Annotated in this window: 20 protein-coding genes; 10 read left to right on the plus strand and 10 right to left on the minus strand. The window is 65.8% G+C overall.

Annotated features, from left to right (window positions below; translation table 11 throughout):
• Complete coding sequence (locus ACOOE2_RS01735; protein WP_420381304.1) at positions 1–933, plus strand: electron transfer flavoprotein subunit alpha/FixB family protein; 933 nt, start codon at positions 1–3, stop codon at positions 931–933.
• A 123-nt stretch (positions 934–1,056) separates the two neighbouring features.
• Here ACOOE2_RS01735 and ACOOE2_RS01740 read toward each other — a convergent pair whose 3' ends face one another.
• Entirely contained in the window at positions 1,057–2,157 is a 1,101-nt protein-coding gene (locus tag ACOOE2_RS01740; protein WP_420381305.1) for a helix-turn-helix transcriptional regulator, read from the minus strand.
• Positions 2,158–2,334: 177 nt separating this feature from the next.
• On the opposite strand from ACOOE2_RS01740, the gene ACOOE2_RS01745 reads away from it, so the two are divergent.
• The 6 genes from ACOOE2_RS01745 (at position 2,335) to ACOOE2_RS01770 (ending at position 8,021) form a co-directional block, all read left to right on the plus strand.
• Positions 2,335–2,979 carry an alpha/beta hydrolase gene (locus ACOOE2_RS01745; RefSeq protein ID WP_420381306.1) on the plus strand — a complete coding sequence of 215 codons (645 nt, stop codon included), beginning with the start codon at positions 2,335–2,337 and terminating at the stop codon, positions 2,977–2,979.
• A 176-nt stretch (positions 2,980–3,155) separates the two neighbouring features.
• Entirely contained in the window at positions 3,156–3,605 is a 450-nt protein-coding gene (trxC, locus tag ACOOE2_RS01750; protein WP_420381307.1) for a thioredoxin TrxC, read from the plus strand.
• A gap of 375 nt (positions 3,606–3,980) precedes the next feature.
• Positions 3,981–4,901: a sulfate adenylyltransferase subunit CysD gene (cysD, locus tag ACOOE2_RS01755; RefSeq protein WP_420381308.1), complete on the plus strand. Its 921-nt coding sequence runs from the start codon at positions 3,981–3,983 to the stop codon at positions 4,899–4,901.
• Positions 4,901–6,853 (plus strand): sulfate adenylyltransferase subunit CysN, encoded by a 1,953-nt coding sequence (gene cysN, locus ACOOE2_RS01760; RefSeq protein ID WP_420381309.1) that lies wholly within the window; start codon positions 4,901–4,903, stop codon positions 6,851–6,853. The genes cysD and cysN overlap by 1 nt, the downstream gene beginning before the upstream one ends.
• An 8-nt stretch (positions 6,854–6,861) precedes the next feature.
• Positions 6,862–7,605: a 3'(2'),5'-bisphosphate nucleotidase CysQ gene (locus ACOOE2_RS01765; RefSeq protein ID WP_420381310.1), complete on the plus strand. Its 744-nt coding sequence runs from the start codon at positions 6,862–6,864 to the stop codon at positions 7,603–7,605.
• 14 nt (positions 7,606–7,619) lie between these two features.
• On the plus strand, positions 7,620–8,021 hold the full coding sequence (locus tag ACOOE2_RS01770) for a polyketide cyclase (protein WP_420381311.1): 402 nt from the start codon (positions 7,620–7,622) through the stop codon (positions 8,019–8,021).
• 15 nt (positions 8,022–8,036) lie between these two features.
• On the opposite strand, the gene ACOOE2_RS01775 is transcribed toward ACOOE2_RS01770, so the two are convergent.
• On the minus strand, positions 8,037–8,660 hold the full coding sequence (locus tag ACOOE2_RS01775; protein WP_420381312.1) for a tetratricopeptide repeat protein: 624 nt from the start codon (positions 8,658–8,660) through the stop codon (positions 8,037–8,039).
• Positions 8,661–8,749: 89 nt separating this feature from the next.
• On the opposite strand from ACOOE2_RS01775, the gene ACOOE2_RS01780 reads away from it, so the two are divergent.
• Positions 8,750–9,676 (plus strand): isoaspartyl peptidase/L-asparaginase family protein, encoded by a 927-nt coding sequence (locus ACOOE2_RS01780; protein ID WP_420384542.1) that lies wholly within the window; start codon positions 8,750–8,752, stop codon positions 9,674–9,676.
• A 22-nt stretch (positions 9,677–9,698) separates the two neighbouring features.
• On the opposite strand, the gene ACOOE2_RS01785 is transcribed toward ACOOE2_RS01780, so the two are convergent.
• The 7 genes from ACOOE2_RS01785 to ACOOE2_RS01815 are packed head-to-tail and all read right to left on the minus strand — an operon-like array spanning position 9,699 to position 16,983.
• Positions 9,699–10,664: an RDD family protein gene (locus ACOOE2_RS01785; protein ID WP_420381313.1), complete on the minus strand. Its 966-nt coding sequence runs from the start codon at positions 10,662–10,664 to the stop codon at positions 9,699–9,701.
• Positions 10,664–11,740 carry a stage II sporulation protein M gene (locus ACOOE2_RS01790; protein ID WP_420381314.1) on the minus strand — a complete coding sequence of 359 codons (1,077 nt, stop codon included), beginning with the start codon at positions 11,738–11,740 and terminating at the stop codon, positions 10,664–10,666. Before ACOOE2_RS01790 ends, ACOOE2_RS01785 begins: the two co-directional genes overlap by 1 nt.
• Positions 11,737–13,077 (minus strand): DUF58 domain-containing protein, encoded by a 1,341-nt coding sequence (locus tag ACOOE2_RS01795; RefSeq protein ID WP_420381315.1) that lies wholly within the window; start codon positions 13,075–13,077, stop codon positions 11,737–11,739. Before ACOOE2_RS01795 ends, ACOOE2_RS01790 begins: the two co-directional genes overlap by 4 nt.
• Before the next feature lie 2 nt (positions 13,078–13,079).
• Positions 13,080–14,036 carry an AAA family ATPase gene (locus ACOOE2_RS01800; RefSeq protein WP_420381316.1) on the minus strand — a complete coding sequence of 319 codons (957 nt, stop codon included), beginning with the start codon at positions 14,034–14,036 and terminating at the stop codon, positions 13,080–13,082.
• Positions 14,033–15,403 carry a hypothetical protein gene (locus ACOOE2_RS01805; protein ID WP_420381317.1) on the minus strand — a complete coding sequence of 457 codons (1,371 nt, stop codon included), beginning with the start codon at positions 15,401–15,403 and terminating at the stop codon, positions 14,033–14,035. Before ACOOE2_RS01805 ends, ACOOE2_RS01800 begins: the two co-directional genes overlap by 4 nt.
• A 10-nt stretch (positions 15,404–15,413) precedes the next feature.
• Entirely contained in the window at positions 15,414–16,055 is a 642-nt protein-coding gene (locus tag ACOOE2_RS01810; protein ID WP_420381318.1) for a hypothetical protein, read from the minus strand.
• A 37-nt stretch (positions 16,056–16,092) separates the two neighbouring features.
• Positions 16,093–16,983, minus strand: a complete 891-nt coding sequence (locus tag ACOOE2_RS01815) for a prephenate dehydratase (RefSeq protein WP_420381319.1) — start codon at positions 16,981–16,983, stop codon at positions 16,093–16,095.
• A 176-nt stretch (positions 16,984–17,159) separates the two neighbouring features.
• On the opposite strand from ACOOE2_RS01815, the gene ACOOE2_RS01820 reads away from it, so the two are divergent.
• A complete protein-coding gene (locus tag ACOOE2_RS01820) occupies positions 17,160–17,864 on the plus strand; it encodes a c-type cytochrome (RefSeq protein ID WP_420381320.1) in 705 nt (234 codons plus the stop codon).
• Between the two features lie 165 nt (positions 17,865–18,029).
• On the opposite strand, the gene ACOOE2_RS01825 is transcribed toward ACOOE2_RS01820, so the two are convergent.
• Positions 18,030–18,317, minus strand: a complete 288-nt coding sequence (locus ACOOE2_RS01825) for an integration host factor subunit beta (RefSeq protein ID WP_420381321.1) — start codon at positions 18,315–18,317, stop codon at positions 18,030–18,032.
• A 346-nt stretch (positions 18,318–18,663) separates the two neighbouring features.
• Here ACOOE2_RS01825 and ACOOE2_RS01830 point away from each other — a divergent pair, with 346 nt between their 5' ends.
• The gene (locus ACOOE2_RS01830) at positions 18,664–20,421 is read left to right on the plus strand and encodes a peptide MFS transporter (protein ID WP_420381322.1); all 1,758 of its coding nucleotides are present in this window, start codon (positions 18,664–18,666) and stop codon (positions 20,419–20,421) included.
• Positions 20,422–20,434: the final 13 nt, after the last annotated feature.

Consider the following 20,434-nt stretch of genomic DNA (forward strand, 5'->3'; position numbering starts at 1 on the left):
ATGACCAAGGTCCTCGTTTGGGTCGAACACGATGGCGCGTCGGTGAAGGACGCGACGCTGTCGGCGGTGACGGCTGCGGCGCAGCTGGGTGAAGTCGTGGCGTTGGTCGCCGGCTCTGGCGTCGATGCCGTTGCGGCAGAGGCTGCGCAGATCGAAGGTGTGAGCAAAGTGCTCAAGGCGGACGATGCGATCTATGCCCATGCGCTGGCGGAAAACGTCGCGCCGTTGATCGCCGGGCTGCTGGGCGAATACGATGTGTTCGTCGCGCCTGCCACCACGACGGGCAAGAACGTCGCGCCGCGCGTGGCCGCGCTGGTCGATGTGGCGCAAGTGTCGGACATCCTGTCGGTCGAAGGGCCAAAGACGTTCACGCGGCCGATCTACGCCGGCAACGCGATCGCCACCGTGGAATCGACCGACGCCAAGCTGGTGATCACCGTGCGCGGGACGGCGTTTGCCAAGGCCAATGCGACGGGCGGCAATGCGCCGGTCGAAGCGGTTGCGGCCGGGACCGATGCGGGCCTGTCGACGTATGTTGGCGCGGAAATCGCCAAGCTGGAACGGCCCGAGCTGACCAGCGCCAAGATCATCGTGTCGGGTGGCCGGGCGCTGAAAGACGCAGCAACCTTTGCCGCGACGATCACGCCGCTGGCCGACAAGCTGGGCGCGGCGATCGGCGCGAGCCGGGCGGCGGTTGACGCCGGATATGTGCCCAACGATTACCAGGTCGGGCAGACGGGCAAGATCGTGGCGCCGGCGATCTACATCGCGGTCGGCATCTCGGGCGCGATCCAGCATCTGGCGGGCATGAAAGACAGCAAGACGATCATCGCGATCAACAAGGACGAAGACGCGCCGATCTTTCAGGTCGCGGATCTGGGCCTGGTCGCGGATATCTTCACCGCAGTGCCCGAACTGGTCAGCAAGCTGTAACCAGATCATGTCCGATACGGGTTAGGACGTCCACCTATTCCCCATTTTTTCGTCATTCCCGCGGACGCGGGAATGACAGAGGTAAACGGACTGTGTGAATCCCCTCCCCGTTTCGCGGAGGATTCACGCCAGCGGCGCAAGGCCGGTCAGCACCATGCGTACCAGGTCGGCCTGGCCGTGCGCGCCGGTTTTCGCGTAGATCCGTTTTGAGTAGTTGCGCGCTGTTTCCGCAGTCAGATGGAGGCGCGCCCCGGCCTGCGTCAGCGTTTCGCCCAGCGATAGCGCATGCGCCAGCGCCGCCTCGTTCACGGACAGGCCGTGGCGCGCGGCCAGCACGCCAATTGCCTGGCGTGCCGGCTCGCGCACCGTATCGCGCAGCACGCCGATCACTGCCGGGCGCGCGCTGGGATCGCCCAGCGCCAGGTCGGCACGGCGCAGCAGCAGATCGATGCCGCGCGTCTCATCCACGCGGATGACTTGCGGCAGCGCCAGCGGATCGGCGCATGCACTTTCCAACGCGCGCGCCGCATCTGGGCGCAGATGCAGCCGCCGCCCGGCGCGCGCGCCCGCCTCCGGCACGAGCGTCAGCGCAGCCTCTGCCACCGCATCGGCGGCCATGACCCGGCCATCGCGATCGAACGCCAGTTGCCCCACGCCGAGCCGCGCGAGCGCGTTGGTGGCCATCGCGGTCTGCAGCCGCTGATCGATCAGCGCAGCCAGCGTGCGCAGTGCAGCGGCCAGGTGCACCGCAACGGCATCGAGCACGGCCACCGCCGACCCGCTGAAATCCTCGCGCTCGCGGACCAGCACCAGCCACGCATCGGCGGCGCCGCCGACCGAAACACGCAACCATCGGCCATAACGAATGCCCATGTCGGCAAGCGCCGCGCGCTGCAGGGCCAGTTGTGCGCGATCGTCGTAGTCGAGCATTTCGTCGAGCGCATAGATCCGCCCCGGCCGCAGCGCGCCATACGGATGCAGCCGCAGCGCGTCCAGCCGGCGAAAATCGATGGGGTCCTCGCGCGCGGCGCGCGGTGCGGCGGTGTGGATGACCATGGGCGCCTGGTCGGGTGCGGCATTGGCCAGTGTGATCACCATGAACGCGCGGCGCGCGACCATCCGCGCGACCAGATTGCGCATGAATGCGCCCCATGGGGGGCTTTCATGAATGCCTTCGATCAGCGGCAGAAACAGCTCGCGATGATCGGCAGATAAAATGGCCATATGTGTCTGGTTTCACGCACGCCAGCTTCGGTCAAGTCATTTTGCTCCCATTTGGGAGGTTCGCGCCGATGCCCGGTCCCGCGCACAAGCGAGCCATAAAGCCGGCCTGAAGCGCTTTTCGCTTGTGCTTTTTTGCAGGCTGTCGTCCTTTCCGCACATACCAGGAAGGATACGTTTTTGCTCAACGGCCCACGCCTTACCCCGCTCTCCGGCAATCGGCCGACCGGGCTCGTGGTGCTCGTCCACGGCTACGGATCGAACGGTGACGATCTCATTTCGCTTGCCGCGTTGATCCAGCCATCGCTCCACGACCTGGCCTTCGTCGCGCCCGACGCGCCCGGCGTGCTGCCCCAGATGGCCAATGCCCGCCAATGGTGGCCGATTGCGACCTTCTCGGCCGTAGAGCGCGCCAGCGGGGCGGCGGCGGCTGCGCCTGAACTGGATGCCTTTCTCGATGCGGAAATGGCGGCGGCAGGTTTGACCGACGATCGGCTCCTGCTCGTCGGGTTCAGCCAGGGTACGATGATGGCGCTGCATGTCGGCCTTCGCCGTGAACGCGCCTTGGCAGGCATTATCGGCATTTCCGGCATGCTGGTCGCGCCCGAGCAGTTGGACCAGCAGATCAGGAGCCGACCGCCGGTGCTGCTCATTCACGGCACCGACGATCAGGTCGTGCCGTTCCGCTCCCTCGATCTGGCAGCAAGAGCGCTGGAGGCCGCCGGCGTACCGGTGGAAACGCATATCGCGCCAGGTGTCGGCCATACCGTAGACCAGGGCGGATTGGCGGCCGCAGCCGCCTTCGCGCGCCGCGTCCTGCCCTGATCGGCTCGGCGGATGGTCTGCGGTGGTTGTCGTCGTCGCTGTCCCGTTACGCTGAAAAGAGGGAACCGATCGATACGCCTTCCAGTTCTCATATCGGAGACGCGGTGGCGCCGGCGAAACTTGCAGCATACGGCTCTTGCTGCAAGGCGGTCGGCGTGTTGGCGACAGGAGAGACTATGGCGACGCAAGCTTCCAACACCCTGATCATCGCCTGCCCGGTCTGCGCCACGCTCAACCGGGTGCCGCGCCAGAAGATGGGGGCCAGCGGCACGTGCGGAAAGTGCAAGAGCGCGCTGTTCTCGGCAAAGCCGGTTATCGTCACAGCGGCGAACTTCGATGCCCATGCCGCCCGCTCGGACGTGCCGTTGCTGCTGGACTTCTGGGCGTCATGGTGCGGCCCGTGCCGCCAGATGGCCCCTGCTTTCGAAGCCGCCGCCAGACAGCTCGAGCCCTGGATGCGTCTCGGGAAACTCGACACCGAGGCCGAACAGGCGATTGCCGGTCGCTACGACATCCGTTCGATCCCGACGATGATCCTGTTTCGCAAGGGCGGTGAAGTCGCCCGTCAGGCCGGCGCGATGCCGGAGGGCGCGATCGTCAACTGGGCCCGCAGCGCGGCACGATGACTGCGCTCACCGCGTGCTTAGCCATTTGCACGCCGTCACCTATCGGGCGGGCAAGGACCATTGGCTTGTGGCATCCGGGCACGGACCCAAAGGCGAATTTTACCGCAAGCGCATTCTTCGTCGCGACCAGGCGCTGAACTTCGCAATGTCCTATCCCTCCCGGCTTCACCACCGCTACGCGCCTTTGATCAGGCCGCTTACCGACCGTTTTACGATCGGTCGCGATTCCGGTTTCTGATCTGGGCGCCATTGCGACCGCGTTCTGTGCCCGCTTAGCACCTTCATTCCAGCCTGACTTGTTTTGCTCCCATATGGGAGGTTCGAGTTCGTGTCGCATGGCTGATCTGGCGGACAACGCACACCCGGAAGAGCACCATGTCCACCCCAACCGATCGATCCACCCTGACCCATCTCGCCCGCCTCGAGGCAGAGGCGATCCACATCATGCGCGAAGTCGTGGCCGAAGCGGGCAATCCGGTGATGCTGTATTCGGTGGGCAAGGACAGCGCGGTGATGCTGCATCTGGCGCGCAAGGCGTTTTATCCGTCGCCGCCGCCGTTTCCGCTGCTGCATGTCGATACGACGTGGAAATTCCGGGAAATGTACAAGTTGCGCGACACGATGGCGCAGACCAGCGGCATGGACCTGCTCGTATACCAGAACCCCGAAGCCAAAGAGCGCGGGATCAATCCGTTCGACCATGGCGCGCTGCACACCGACATGTGGAAGACCGAAGGGCTGAAGCAGGCGCTGGACAAATGGAGTTTCGACGCGGCATTTGGCGGCGCGCGGCGCGACGAGGAAAAGAGCCGGGCCAAGGAGCGCATTTTCTCGTTCCGCACCGCCAGCCATGGCTGGGATCCGAAGAACCAGCGGCCCGAGCTGTGGAACCTGTACAACGCGCGCAAGGCCAAGGGCGAATCGATCCGCGTATTCCCGATCTCGAACTGGACCGAGCTCGATGTGTGGCAATACATTCATCTCAACGCTATTCCGATCGTGCCGCTGTATTTCGCCGCCGAGCGCCCGACAGTCATGCGCGATGGCATGCTGCTGATGGTCGATGACGACCGCTTTCCGCTGGAGCCCGGCGAAGTGCCGGTGATGCGTTCGATCCGCTTTCGCACGCTCGGCTGTTATCCGCTGACCGGCGCAGTCGAAAGCACCGCCAGCACATTGCCCGAAGTGATCCAGGAAACCCTGCTGACCACCACCAGCGAGCGCCAGGGGCGTGCGATCGACAAGGACGCGGGCGGTGCGGGCATGGAATTGAAAAAACAGCAGGGGTATTTCTGATGACCGAGACCCTGGAATCGCCGATCTACGTCACCGACGACCTGATTGCCGAAGACATCGACGCCTATCTCGATGTGCACCAGCACAAGACGATGCTGCGGTTCATCACCTGCGGCTCGGTCGATGACGGCAAATCGACGCTGATCGGGCGGTTGCTGTACGATTCGAAGATGATCTTCGAGGATCAGCTGGCCGCGCTCGAGGCCGATTCGAAAAGGGTCGGCACGCAGGGGCAGGCGATCGATTTTGCGCTGCTCGTCGACGGGCTGGCGGCGGAGCGCGAACAGGGCATCACGATCGATGTCGCCTATCGCTTCTTCAACACCGAAAAGCGCAAGTTCATCGTCGCGGATTGCCCGGGGCACGAACAGTACACCCGCAACATGATCACCGGCGCCTCGACGGCGGATCTGGCGGTCATCCTGGTCGATGCGCGCAAGGGCGTGCTGGTGCAGACGCGGCGCCATTCGTACCTGTGCCACCTGATCGGCATCAGGAACATCGTGCTCGCGGTCAACAAGATGGACCTGGTCGGATACGACCAGGCGACCTTCGATGACATCGTGAAGGACTACGGCGAATTTGCGCGTTCGATCGGCATCGAGCAGTTTACCGCAATGCCGATTTCGGGCTTTGCCGGCGACAACATCACCACGCATTCGCCGCAGACGCCGTGGTACACCGGCCCGACGCTGGTCGAGCATCTGGAAAGCGTGGAGGTCAACACCGCGCGCGATCGCGACCGGCCGTTCCGCATGCCGGTGCAATGGGTCAATCGGCCCAATCTCGATTTCCGGGGGTTTTCGGGCCTGATCGCGACCGGCTCGGTTGCGCCGGGCGATACCATCCGCGTGCTGCCGTCGGGCAAGACCAGCACGGTCACGCGCATCGTCACGATGCCAAGTGCCGGTTTCGCAAGCGAAACCGCTGGTGACGGCGATCTCGACCGCGCGGTTGCAGGGCAGTCGGTGACGCTATGCCTTGCCGATGAAATCGACTGCTCGCGCGGCGATGTCATCGCGCTGGCCGATGCGCCGCCTCAGGTCGCCGACCAGTTCGAATCGACGCTGGTCTGGCTGAATGACGAAGCGATGATTCCGGGGCGTGCGTATTGGCTGAAACTGGCGACGCAGACGGTGTCGGCCACGGTGCATGCGCCCAAATATGTGATCAATGTCAACACGATGGAGCATCTGGCGGCCAAGACGCTCGATCTCAATGCGATCGGTGTGGTCGAAGTGACCGCCGACAAGCCGATCGTGTTCGAGCCCTATGTGGACAACCGCACGCTGGGCGGGTTCATCCTGATCGACAAGATCACCAATGCGACGGTCGCTGCCGGGATGCTGCATTTCAGCCTCCGCCGTGCGCAGAACGTGCATTGGCAGCCCAGCGATGTCAGCCGTGTCGATCATGCCGGGCTGAAGAACCAGACCCCGCGGGTGTTGTGGTTCACCGGGCTGTCGGGGGCGGGCAAATCGACGATTGCCAATGAAGTGGAAAAACGCCTGGCACTGATGAACCGGCACACCTTCCTGCTCGATGGCGACAATGTGCGCCATGGTCTGAACAAGGACCTGGGCTTTACCGAGGCGGACCGGATCGAAAATATCCGCCGCGTCGGCGAAGTGGCGAAGTTGATGGTCGATGCCGGGCTGATCGTGCTGACTGCGTTCATCAGCCCGTTCCGTGCCGAGCGCGACATGGTGCGCCAGATGATCCCCGATGGCGAATTCATCGAGATCTATGTCGACACCCCGCTGGAAGTGGCGGAACAGCGGGATGTGAAGGGCCTGTACAAGAAAGCGCGCGAGGGCTCGCTGAAGAACTTTACCGGGATCGACAGCCCGTATGAAGCGCCGCTGTCGCCGGAAATCCGCGTCAACACCGCCGACATGAGCGCGGTGGAAGCCGCCGATTTCATCATCCGGCAATTGTTGCCTCTCAAGTGAGCGTCATGATGAGCGATGCCGATCTCGCCGCGCATCTTGCCGACATGGCAGGGCGCTTGCTGATCACTGTGCGCGACAGCGGCGTGTTTGCCGGCAAGGCCCTGGGCAGCGCCGGTGACGCGACGGCGAATCAGTTTTTGTGCCACGCGCTGCGCGAAACCAGGCCCGAGGATGGATTGCTGTCCGAAGAAGAAAAGGACAGCTTTGCAAGGCTCGAGCACAGCCGCGTGTGGATTGTCGATCCGGTGGATGGCACCCGCGAATATGGCGAGTGCCGCGCCGATTGGGCAGTGCATGTCGGGCTGGCCATCGATGGTGTCGCGGCGCTGGGTGCGGTCGCCCTGCCAGGTATGGGGCCCGGCGCCGGGCTGGTGTTGCGCAGCGATGCGCCCGGCGTGGTGCCGCCCGCGCCCGACCGGTTGCGCATGGTCGTCAGTCGCACACGCCCCGCGCGGGAAGCCGTTGCGGTGGCCGAAAAGCTGGACGCAGAGCTGATCCCGATGGGCAGCGCCGGGGCCAAGGCGATGGCCGTGGTCCTGGGGCAGGCGGATATCTACCTGCACACCGGCGGGCAGTACGAATGGGATTCGTGCGCCCCGGTCGCGGTCGCGCTGGCGCACGGGCTGCATGCCAGCCGCGTCGATGGATCGCCGCTGGTCTATAACCAGCGTGATACCTATATGCCCGATCTGCTGATCTGCCGTAAGGCGCATGCCGATCTGGTGCTGGCGACGCTGGCCGGGTTGGACTGACTCAAGGATGCCCGATGTTGCCTGCCCGTTCGTTCAGCATTTCGATCCGCCACGACTGGCGCGCGCTGTACGAGCGGATCTGGCGACCGGAATTTTTTCCCAAGTGGGCGGCGGGTCTGGCGGATGGCGAATTGCGGCAGGGTGACGATGGGTCCTGGCTCGCCGACGGCGCCGACGGACCGGTCGGTATCCGCTTTACCCCGCACAATCCGTTTGGCGTGATGGATCACTGGGTCGATGCGGGCCCGGCGCGCGTGCATGTCCCCTTGCGCGTGGTCGAAAACGGCGATGGCGCCGAAGTGATCCTGACGCTGTATCGCCAGCCCGGCATGGACGAAGAACGCTTCTCTGCGGACATCAAGCTGGTCAACCGCGATCTGAAAGCGTTGAAAAACCTGATCGAACGCGGGGCCTGACGCGGCGCGCGCCGCTCAACCTCCGGGTTGAGCGCCCATTTGCACCATTGCCTGTTTCAGCCTCGCTTGTGCGTCGCGATGGCGCGGTTGTGCCGCCAGCACGGTGCGATAACCGGCAGCCGCGTCATCCAGCGCGCCGCTGTCATGCAAGGCGCTTGCCAGATGATATTGCGTGTCGATCCGCCCTGCATCGATCTCCAGTGCTGTCTGCCAGGCCATGATGGCGTTTTCGCGGTCGCCGGTGGCAGACAGCGCCATGCCAAGATCGGTCCATATCCTGGTCCGCCAGGCTGCGTCGCCGGCCGGATCGGCGGCAAGCGCCGCGCGATAACTCGCTGCGGCCTCGGCAGGCCGGCCCTGCCGCTGGTGGAGGTGGCCCAGGTCGCCATGCGCCTCAGCATCGCCGGGGTCGATCGCCAATGCGCGGGTGATCAGCGCCATCGCATCGGCTGCCTCGCCGGCCTGCGCATGGGTCAGGCCGAGCAGGTGCCAGCCGCGCGCCAGACCGGGCGCGCGTTCCAGCGCGCGCTGATAGCACCGCGCCGCGCCGGCAAGATCGCCAGCGCGGTGGTGCGCCAGCCCGGCCTCAAGCAATTGATCGACGCTGGCGCCGGCATCAGGGGATTGGCGAGCGGACATTGCCGACCAGTGTGATCGGCCCGACGCGCCATGGCAAGATCCTGAGCGACACTTTGCGCATCGGCCATGGCGCTGCTATCGCACCGCGCATGAGCAACACACTTCCAAACGCATGGTCGATCGCCATTCACGGCGGTGCCGGATCGATGACCCGCGACACCATGGATGCAGCGGCGATCGCCGCGCACGAGGCGGGGCTCGCCGCAGCGCTCGACGCCGGCCGCGCGGTACTTGCCGCCGGCGGCAGCGCGGTCGACGCGGTGACCGCCGCGGTTGCCGTGCTGGAGGATGATCCGCAGTTCAATTCGGGGCGCGGCGCGGTGTTTACCTACGAAGGCACCAATGAACTCGATGCGGCGATCATGGCCGGGGATACCCGCGCGGCCGGTGCGGTCGCCAGCGTCACGCAGACGAAAAACCCGGTGCGCCTTGCCCGCGCAGTAATGGAGGCCGGGCCGCATGTGTTCCTGTCGGGCGCCGGGGCCGAAGTGTTTGCCCGCGCGCACGATGTGCCCGTGGCCCAAGCGAGCTGGTTCGCCACGCCCGAGCGGCTGCGCCAGCTGGAGGAATTGAAGGCGCAACCCGATGGCTGGTTCGACGCGGGGATGAAATACGGCACCGTCGGCGCCGTCGCACGCGATGCGGCGGGGCACGTTGCGGCGGCGACCTCGACCGGCGGGCTGACCGGCAAGCGCTGGGGCCGGATCGGCGATTCGCCGCTGATCGGCGCGGGTACGTATGCCGACGATCGCGCCGGCGCGGTCAGCTGCACCGGGTCTGGCGAACAATTCATCCGCGCCGGCGCCGCGCACGAGATCTGCGCGCGGATGCGGCTGATTGGCGAGGCGCCCGATGTTGCTGCGCGCGCGGTTCTGGACGAAATCGGCGCGATGGGCGGGGTCGGCGGCGTGATCGTGGTGTCTTCGGCAGGCGAAATCGCGCAGGTGTTCACGACGCCGGGCATGTTCCGGGGTCGCGCGGATAGCTCGGGCGCACACGTAGTCGCGATCTTCTGAATCGTCCCCGTTCCGGGGAGGATTATCGTTCGGCGAATTTGTCCGCCTTGCGCTGGCCAAAGCGCATGCCGCTTTCCAGCCGCGCGCGCAGTTGGGTGTAATACGCCTCCAGGAACGCGCGTTCGTCGCCGGTGCCGGTGGTCCAGCCGATCTTGCCGCAGATCGTTTCGGCGACTTCGGCCAGGACTTGCGGGCGGTTGTCGCGCAGCACGCGTTCCAGCACCTGCAATTCGTATTCGCCGTAGATCGCCAGGTCCGCATCGCCAAAGCGGTATTGCGCGCCGGTCACGCTGCTGAGCCCCTGGCCGGCATCGCCCAGCGACAGCGCGGCATCCAGTTTGCCGCGCGGGGCTTCGACGACCCAGGTGCCCGCGATGATATCGCCGCAGCGCAAGGCGTCGCGATTGAAGAACGGGAACAGCGCAAAGATCGCGAACCACACCAGCGAGGCCCAGCCCGCCATTGTCGTGTCGGTGCCGGCGCGTAGCGCGCTGCCGATGAAGATGACCGGCATGAACAGTTCGACATCGCGCAGCAGATTGCGCGCGATGACCGCTTCTGCCGACAGGCGCGTCGCCGCGCCATCACGGCCAGGGCGCGCGGCGATGCGGATCCCGGTCATGCGTTTGCCCGGCGTCGCGCCGCGCGGGCCCAGTTCGAACCACAGGAACCAGATGTTGCGCGCCAGGAAGACGAAGATGATCCAGATGATCACCAGCGCCTGAAAGATCACTTGCGCCGGGTTCTTGGGATTGAATTTGTCGATCCCGATGCCGTGGATGATCCAGATGAACAGCGCGGTGATCAGCGCGAGGCTGAAATAGACGAGGAACAGATCGATCAGCACCGCGCCCGCACGCGCACCGCGCGTTGCAATCGTCAGCGGCAGGCGCAGCCCTTCGGCGGTCAGGATTTCGCGCGCACGGCGGTTGATCAGGTGGCCGCCATACACCACCGGCGCCTTTTTCCGCCATGGCCAGCGCGCCATCAGCGAGCCCTCATCCGGCCGCGATAGACATAGAAATACGTCAGCCACCAGATCAGCATCCCGATCCCCACCGTCAGCCGGGGCGCGGTCGCGTCGAGCAATTGGCGCGCAAACCCTTCGAGCAGCGCGGCCACCACCAGCATCAGCACGACGCCCGTCATCACCGTGGCGGCACGGCGTCCGGCGGCCGCTGCGGCATCGAGCATCGCGCGGGTGCCCGGAAACGCCATCGCCCGGCCGATGTGAATGCCCGCACCGCCCGCCAGCAGCAGCGCAAACAGCTCGGTCGTGCCATGCACCGACAGCCACCCGATCAGTTCGAGCGTCAGCCCCTGGCCATGGTACAGCCACAGCAACGCGCCGACCTCGGTGGTGTTCTGTACCAGCAGCAGGATCGGCGGCACGCCAAACGCGAACCCCAGCGCAAAACACATGATCGAAATGCCGGCGTTGTGGCTGAACAACTGTGCGGCAAAGATCGACAGGTTTTCCTGATGCGACTGGCCGAACAGCGAGGCATACAGCGCGGCGCGGCTTGCGCCGGGCACGCGGGTATCGCCCGGCTCGGGCGGCATCAGCGTATAGAACCAGTCTGGATTGTTCGACACCAGCACCCAGCCGATCAGCGCGCCGGAGATCATCACCACCAGCGCGATGGCGATATCGGGCCCGATCGCGCGCACCGCCGCGCTCCACCCGCCGGCGAAAAAGCGGCGAAACCAGCCGCGAAAGCCCAGCTCGGGCCCATGCACGACAAACCACGCCCGCTGCGCCAGCCCCTCGAGATAGCGCAAGGTTGCGGCATCGAGCGTGGTTTCGCGCGCGACCGACAGGCTGGAGACCAGCATGCGGTACAGCGCGGGCAGCGCCGCCAGGTCATCGTCCGACAGACTGCGGATGCGGCCGGCTTCGATGCGGCGGACGATGTGGTCGAGCCGGCGCCAGTCGCCCTCACGCTCCTGGCGGAAGCGGTCGGAGCGCAGCGAGGCGACTTCGGCGGCGGCGATCGCTTCACCCTGTTTGCGCGAGAACAAGCCGCCCAGCGTTTCGCCAAAGCGGGAGAGGGAGGTGCTCATCCGATGCTGCCTTCACGCTTGATCGCCAGATAGGTCTCCAGCAGATGCGTGCCGATCGATTGCCACGGTGCCTCGATCACGCGGATGCCCGCCTGGCGCAACCGGGTGAGCACCACCGCGCGCTGGCGGATCAGGCTTTGCGCCACGACCGCGCGCGCGACATCGCCCGGTGTGGCAACAGCGGCGCCGGCCAGATCGTCGAGGTCTTCATCGCGCATCACGACAAACAGCACGCGGTGGCGCTGTACCAGCCGCGCGCAGTTTTCGATCATCAGCTCGGCGCCGGTGGGGTCGGTAAAATCGGCAAAGATCACGATCAGGGATCGGCGTTGCAGCCGGGTCGCCAATGTCGCCATCGCCAGGGTAAAATTGGCATCGACGGCGCTGTAGTCGAGCGCGGCGGCGGCCTCCTGCAGGCGGCGGAACTGGTGCGGCGCGGTGATGAACGGGCTCATCACCAGCGGCTTTGCGGCAAAGCCGAACAGCGCGACACGGTCTTCGGCCTTCAGCGCGACCCAGGCGGTGGTCAGCGCGGCCGTGACGGCGCGGTCGATCCGCGCCAGGCCGCCGATCGGTTCGCACATCGCCTGCCCGCAATCGAACGCAAACACGATCTGGTTGTTGCGCTCGATTTCGTATTCGCGCGCGGTCAGGCTGGCGTGGCGCGCTGATGATTTCCAGTCGATGCGGCGGCGGTCCATGCCGGACTGGTATTCGGCCATCGCCTCGAATTCGCTGCCCGCGCCGCGGATCGCGCGGGCGATCCGCCCGAAATCGGCCTGGCGCAGGAAAATCTGCAGGGCCTTGCCGCGCGCCGGCGCCAGATTGGGCCATACGCGCACATCGGCGCCCACGTCGCGCACTGCCTGGCGATGCGCGAGGCCCAGCGGTCCCTGCCAGCGCAGCCAGCCGCGCTCGATCTGGCCGGTGCCGCGCCGCATCGGTGCAGGCTCGCTGGTGCCGCGCCACATGCCTTCGGCCCAGTCGAGCGCGATATCGATGCGGCCGCCATCGGCCAGGCGCGGGCTGGCCGCCAGTGCGGCGCTCGGGCGGGTCCATCCAGCGGTGCGTGTCAGCCGCGCCTCGATGCGGATCGGCAGCGGCTCGCCCACTTCGCCGTCGCGCGGCACCGTCACGTCAAACGCGACCAGCCCGCCTGCCAGCCAGCCGTCGACCAACACCAGCAGCAGCAGTGCCGTGCCCGCCGCCGGCGCCACGGTCCAGGCGCCAGGCGCAAATGCGCCGATCAGCAGCGCGACCAGCGCCATCACCACGAGCGCCTGAATGGCGCGCGGCGATGGGGCGAGCCCGATTCTGAAAAGCGCGAACCAGCGCATTGTCAGCGCGGCGCCTCGGTCCGTGTCACCAGATCGGCGACGATCGTTTCGATCGCACGGCCTTCGATTTCGGCGGCGGGCGACAGCAACAGGCGATGGCGCAGGACCGCCGTGGCCAGCGCTTTCACATCATCGGGCACGACATAGTCGCGCCCGTCGAGCGCGGCGCGGGCGCGCGCTGCGCCCGCCAGCAGCACCGCCGCGCGCGGGCTGGCGCCCGACACCAGATCGCCGCTGTCGCGCGTGGCACGGACCAGCCGCACGACGTAATCGACGATGCTGTCGGCCATCGTCACTGTGCCGGTCGCGGCAATCGCTGTGGCCAGCGTCGCGGCATCGGCGACGGGCACGATGCCCAGCTCTGCCGGCCGGGCGCGCGTCTTGCCTTGCGCATAGCGGGTGACGATGCGCGCTTCCTCGGCGGCATCGGGATAATCGACCAGCACCTTGAACAGAAACCGGTCGAGCTGCGCCTCGGGCAGCGGGTAGACGCCCTGGCTTTCGATCGGGTTTTGCGTGGCGATCACGGTAAAGCGCTCGGACAGTGTGTGCGCTTCGCCATCGAGCGTGATCCGCCGCTCCTGCATCGCTTCGAGCAGCGCGGCCTGCGTCTTGGGCGGCGTGCGGTTGATTTCGTCGGCGAGCAGGATTTCGCAGAAGATCGGCCCGCGCGTAAGCGTGAACTGGCTGGTCTGGAAATTGAACAGGTTCGACCCCAGGATATCACCGGGCAGCAAATCCGGCGTGAACTGGATGCGCCCGAAATCGAGGCCCAACGACGCGGCAAAGCATTGCGCCAGCAGCGTCTTGGCGGTGCCCGGCGGCCCTTCGAGCAGGACATGCCCGCCCGAAAACAGCGCAATCAGCAGATGATCGATCACCGCCTCCTGGCCCACGATCGCCTTGGCCACTTCGCCCCGGATTGCCACCGAAAGCGTCCTGATATCGTCTGGAGTCATGGTCTGTCTGGTTTCCGGTTGATGTGGCCAAGCGCCGTTTCGATGTTGTGTAATTCTGCCGCTTGCGCGGTAATCGCGCCCGGCGCCTGCGCGCCCGCCAGCCGCGCGGCGACTTCGCCGAACGGCGTCGTGCCCGGCGCCACCGCGCGCTGCACGCGTTCGATCGCGGCATCGGTTTCATCGGCGGAATTGCGCCGAGGCAGGCTTAGCGCGACGATCAGCCGTTCGCGCGCAGCGATGGCATAGGGCGCGGCGATCAGGTGATACCGCCGCGCGCGCAACAACAGCGCTGCGCCGCCCTCGACCAGCGCGATACGCCCGACCCGGTCAGCCGGCGCGCCCGCGCGTGCCGGGCCGAACCGCGCAAACCCGCGCCAGATCGACCCGGCCATCGCCAGGATCAGGCAGATCGTGGCGGCCAGGAACGGCGGAGTAAACGCCAGGGTCAGCAGGTTTTTCGACGCGCCCAGCCCCGCCAGCGAGACGTCGAACAGGATCTGCCGGCGGGTGTTGCCCATGCTCGCCAGCACCAGCCGGCGCGCGAGCAGCGCGGTCGCCTGGTTGGCCATGCCCCGGTTGTTCAGCAGGTCGGGCTCGAACACGACCACCAGCGGCTGGATCGACGTATCGGAGCCGGTCGGTGCGACCCCCGCCATCGCGTCGAGCGCGGGGTAGGCGCCGCCATCGGGAAAATACCCGGCCAGAATCCGGCCGTCACCGCTGCGCACCAGCGGGATCAGCGGGTGTTCGTTATCGTCCATGCCGCCGCCCGACAGCACGATGCGATCGTCGGGCAACGGGCCCGATGCCCCATCGGCACTGCGCCAGCCATGCGCTGCCGGCGCTTTGGCATAGCCCAGATGCACGCTGACATTGTCGAGCACGCCTTTCCAGTTCGGGGCCTGGGCGCCCCAGATCGTGGTCCACCCGGCAGGCGCGGCAGGCGCGCCGAACACCCGCGCCCACGCGCGCCTCCGCGCATCGGGCGGTATGCGCGGGTCATTGGCGAGCGGCCCGGTCAACCATTTGGGGGTGATCAGGATCGTCGGACCCACGCCTGCGCGGCGCATTTGCAACTGGCGCGCCAGTTCCTTGGTATCGGTTTCGGCCAATGGGGTCAGCACGCGCACTTCGGGCCCGCCGATCTGGCCCGGCATGCGGTTGAATTCGACCGGGTGGCCATCGGCATTCAGCATCGCGACGAGCGCGGCATAGCCCGAAATGCCTTTGCCCAGGCCATGCGCGCCGCCGTTGTTGCCCTGCGGCGTGCCGGTGCCCATCCACATCAGCAGGATGATGAACGAGACAAAGCCCGCCGCGATCATCGCAAACGTGCCGCGCGGACCAAAGGCGGCGGGATTGTTCATGTGCGCACGGTCATGATGGGCGCGGCACCGCAAACGCGGCATAGGCATCGCGTGCGCGGATCCAGTCGGCCAGGCCCAGCGGATGCAGCGCATACCGGCTGCGCTCAACCTCGCGCGCGATCACGGCAAACGCGGTGCGCGCCGCGCCGGGCAGCGCGGGAATGCCGGTGATCTCGCGCGCGGTGCTGGCGGGCGTCAGCCATTCGGGCCGCGCGGCCGCGATGTCGTCGAAACTGCGCCGCAGCAGCAGATGCACCGCCGCATCGAACTGCCCGGCGTCGGCCAGCGCGGCCGCGTCGGCGAGCAGCGCGGTCGCCGCCGCCGCATCGGGCGCCCATGTCGGCTCGATCGGGACTGCCGCGCGCCGATCGGGCCGGTCGCGCCACAAGATCCACGCAAACCAGCCGACCGCTGCCACCAACAGCCCGATCGCGCCGATCTCGATCACGCGCGCATGGCTGCCCAGCCACGCGCCGATCGGCTCGATCAGCCGGCCCAGCGCTTTGAGGAAATCGACAAGCCAGCGTGGCGGGGGGGTCGGCGGGGTAACGATCGGCTTCAGCGGGGCGAACTGGATGTCGCCCATCGCGCGCGCTTTCGCCCAGGCGGCCGCCCCCGTGTCGGGATGTGCTGGAATGGCAGGTGCGGTCACGGCCAGGATGCTGACACGCGCGCCGCCCGCCCGCAAGCTATCCGCGCGCCCTGGTTTGCGGATATGTCCCGAGAATACGCAAGTTGTTGGCAAAAAACGCCAGCTCCTCGAGCGCCAGATCGAGCGGCCGCTCGCCCGGTTTGCCGACGACGTCGCAAAAAAACGTTGTCGCTGCAAAACTGGCGCCAGTCTGATAGCTTTCCAGCTTGGTCATGTTGATGCCGTTGGTCGCAAATCCGCCCATCGCCTTGTACAGCGCGGCGGGAATATTGCGCACTTCAAAGATGAAGGTGGTCATCGCCGGGCCGTCGATCGTTTCCACATCGAGCGGCTTTCGCGCCAGCAGCACAAAGCGCGTGGTGTTGTCGTGCGCATCCTCGACATTGTCTTCGACCACGTCGAGCCCGTAGAGCTCGGCAGCGATCCGCGGCGCGAGTGCGGCGATCGTCGGATCGCCCAATTCCGCGACATACGCAGCTGCCCCTGCGGTATCGGCGTGGCTGAGCGGGATGATACCCTTGTTGCGCAGATAATGCCGCGACTGACCTAGTGCCTGCGGATGGCTGTAGGCGGCGGTAAACGGCCCGTGGCCCAGCCCCATCAGCGCGGCATGGATATCGACGAAATGTTCGCCGACGATCGACAGCCCGGATTCGGGCAGCAGGAAATGAATGTCGGCAACCCGGCCATGCTGCGAATTCTCGATCGGAATCACCGCCATGCCGGCCTGGCCCTCGCGCACCGCATCCATTGCGTCTTCAAAGCTGAAGCACGGCAGCGGCAGGCCGCCGGGCACCATTTCACAGGCGGCGCGGTGCGAATTGGCGCCGGGCGCGCCCTGGAATGCGACCGCGCGCGCGGGATCGGCGGCGGCGGCCTGGGTCATTGCTTCGACAAGCGCGAGCGCGGGTTTGGGATAACTGGCCATGGTTTGTCGCGATTAGGCCGGGCGAGCACGTTGGACAAGCCCGTTTGCGGGTGCAGCATTAGGGCGGTAATCGGACTTGCGCGCGGGCAGAGCGATGACTAGAGCCACTGGCAAAATACGAAGTGGCGCGTGGCCGGATCCGGCTCGCCACTGCATCAAGGACTACGGGGCAAGGCATGAACGACCGTTTCAACACCATCGCCGGTTGGACTTTGTTTGGCGGGATCGTCGCCCTGGGCCTGTCCACGGTTTCAAGCCATTATTTCCTGGCCGACAAGCACGAAGCGCCCGAAAAGATGGGCTATGCCGTGGTCGGTGCCGCCGATGGCGCAGGCGCCGCTGCGGTGGTGGCACCGATCGCCAACCGCCTGGCCAAGGCCGACGCCAGCAAGGGCGAGGCGGTCTTTGCCAAGTGCAAGGCATGCCACACGATCGACCAGGGTGCGGCCAACGGCATCGGGCCCAACTTGTGGGGCGTCGTCGGTGATGCCGAAGGTCAGGGCCGGGGCTATGCATTTTCGGATTCGTTGCACGCCAAGGGCGGCAAGTGGGATTTCGCTTCGCTCGACACCTGGCTGACCAACCCCAAGGCGTTTGCCGACGGCACGAAGATGTCGTTCGCCGGGCTGGCCAGCCCCGAAGATCGCGCCAACGTGATCCTGTATCTCAACACCAAGGGTTCGAACCTGCCGCTGCCCGCGCCCGTCGCCGAAGCGGCAGCTGCAGCGCCCGCAGGGGCTGCGGCCGGCCCGGCGAAGCCCACGGCTGGCGCATCGACGGCAGCGACGACCGCGGGCGCGGCTGCGCCTGCCGCAGCGCCGGGCGCATCGACGCCGGTTACGGCCGCTGGTGCGACTGCTGCGCCTGCCGCAGGACATTAAGTCTTTTCAATTGCGCTGCTCGTTCGGGAACTTCGTTCGGCCCGATTAAACGCCGTCATGGCGGACTTGGTCCCCCATCCATCAGGATGGGGGATCAGGTCCGCCAGGACGAGCGGGCGGGTGTTGCCGGGCATGCGGTCAAAATGAACTGCCCAAACCCCAAACTCATTCGCCGTCGGCGTTCAACTTCAGGCGCATTTCCTTGCCCGGCTTGAAATAGGGCACGCGCTTGCCCGGCACTTCGACGGTTTCGCCGGTGCGCGGGTTGCGGCCCTTGCGCGGATCGCGCTCGCGGGTCGAAAATGCGCCAAAGCCACGCAGTTCGACGCGGCCGCCTTCTGAAAGCCGTTTGCCGATTTCATCGAAAAACACTTCAACGACGCGTTCGATTTCTTCTCCGCGCATGTCGGGGCTTTCCTTGGCCAACGACTGCAACAATTCGGATTTGATCATCCGTGCTTCCCCTAACCGGATGTCTGCGACATCCCCCATCCTATATCGGCACGGCGCCCCGAATTGCTGTGCCGCGCGCGTTTTGCCAGAGTGTGCGGTTACAGACAATCTTATCGACGGTGCGATTGCATTGTTTTTGTCGTCTTTCGGGTAAATTGACCCGATATGAGACCAATCCGGCGAAAATCGGCCATGCCCTGGCGATCGCGTGGCGAATCGAATCGGGCTGGTACGCCATCGGCTGCATGAATTAGGTCATTGACCCGGCCTCCATCCCGGTTAGGACTCGCACGCTACCCCCGGCTCCGACACGCAAGTTGGCGACCGGTACGAAAGAGCCCCAGATTTGACCACCGCTTCTGCCGACTGGTTTGGTCACCCCCGTCAACTCGCCCGCCTGTTCACGACCGAAATGTGGGAACGGTTCGGGTTCTACGGCATGCGCGCGCTGCTGACGCTGTATCTGACCAAGCATTTCCTGTTCAACGATCGCACCGCCAGCGGAATCTACGGCGGCACCGCGGCGATGGTCTATCTGACCCCGGTGATCGGCGGATTGCTCGCTGATCGCTATCTCGGGTCGAAGCGTTCGGTCAAGTTCGGCGCGCTGGTCATGGCCGCTGGCTATTTCCTGCTGTGTTTCGGCGGTGAGCCGGTGCAGCCCTGGGCGAATATCGACGGTGTGCGTCACACCGTGGTGCAGGAAAATGTCGTGGATCGTCCTTCGGCCAGCGGGCGCGAGCGGCGTTACGTGGTGTTGGACAGCCAGAAACTGCTGATCCATGGCGAAGCCGACGGATCGATTTCGCTGCTGGCGCCCGATGGCCATGTCGCGCGGCATGTTGCGGCCAGCGGGTTCGAACCAGGCGGCGATCGGTCTCCGCTGATCACCGCGGTTATCCTGCTGGCGCTGGCGATGATCACGATCGGCAACGGGTTTTTCAAGCCCAATATCGCGACGATGGTCGGCGAACTGTACGGGCCCGACGATCCACGCAAGGATGCCGGGTTCACGATTTTCTACATGGGCATCAATCTGGGCGCGCTGCTGTCGCAGATCCTGTGCCCGCTGCTGGCCGATGTGATCGGGTGGTGGGCCGGGTTCCTGGTCGCGGCGATCGGCATGCTGCTGTCGTGGGCCGGGCTGCAATTCGATGGCGGCCGGCTGGCGGCATTCGGCAATCCGCCGGCGGACAGGGGCAAGGACCGTTCGCTGCTGATCTATGTCGTCGCGCTGGTCACGGTGCCGGTGGTGATGCTGCTGTTTGAAAACCTGATGAATGCCACGCCCGAAGCAACCGGCACCGGGATCATCGCCTATATCCTGGCGCTGTCGCTGATGGGCAAGCTGTTGTTCGGCACGTTCCTGATCGCGGTGCCGGTCATCCTGGTCTACGCCTGGAGGAACGGCAGCCGCGCGGAATTCCAGATGATGGTGGCCGCGATGATCCTGATCACGTTCAACACCGTGTTCTGGACGCTGTTTGAGCAGGCGGGCACATCGCTGACGCTGTTTGCCGACCGCAACACCGATCTGAGCGTGTTCGGCCTGTTCAGCCTGTCGGCCGCGCAGACGCAGTTTTTCAACGCGCTGTTCATCGTCACGCTGGCCCCGGTGCTGGTGGTGGTGTGGGGGTGGCTGCGCCGGCGCGGGCTGGAACCGTCGATCCCGGTCAAATTTGCGATCGGCATCGCCGGTGTCGGGGTGGGTTTTCTGTTCCTGGTGTGGGGCACCGCGTTTGCCGATGCCACGTTCAAGGTTTCGGTGTGGTGGCTGGCGGGCATGTACCTGCTCCAGACGCTCGCCGAATTGTGCATTTCGCCGGTCGGGCTCAGCATGATTACCAAGCTGTCGCTGGCGCGGATCGTCGCGCTGATGATGGGGGTGTGGTACCTGTCGATCGCCGTCGCCGAATATGTCGGCGGCGTGATCGCGCAGATCGCCAGCGTCGATACGGTTGGCGGCCAGGTGACCAATCCGAAGCTCAGCCTCGATACGTATGTCCACGTGTTCACGGTCATCGGCTGGGTGTCGGTCGCGATCGGGGCCGTGCTGTTGCTGCTGGCCTGGCCGATCAAGAAGCTGATGCACGGGGTCACGTGAATGGCCGGAATTT

Origin of the sequence: Novosphingobium sp., from assembly GCF_965214355.1 — a bacterium.
GTDB lineage: Bacteria > Pseudomonadota > Alphaproteobacteria > Sphingomonadales > Sphingomonadaceae > Novosphingobium.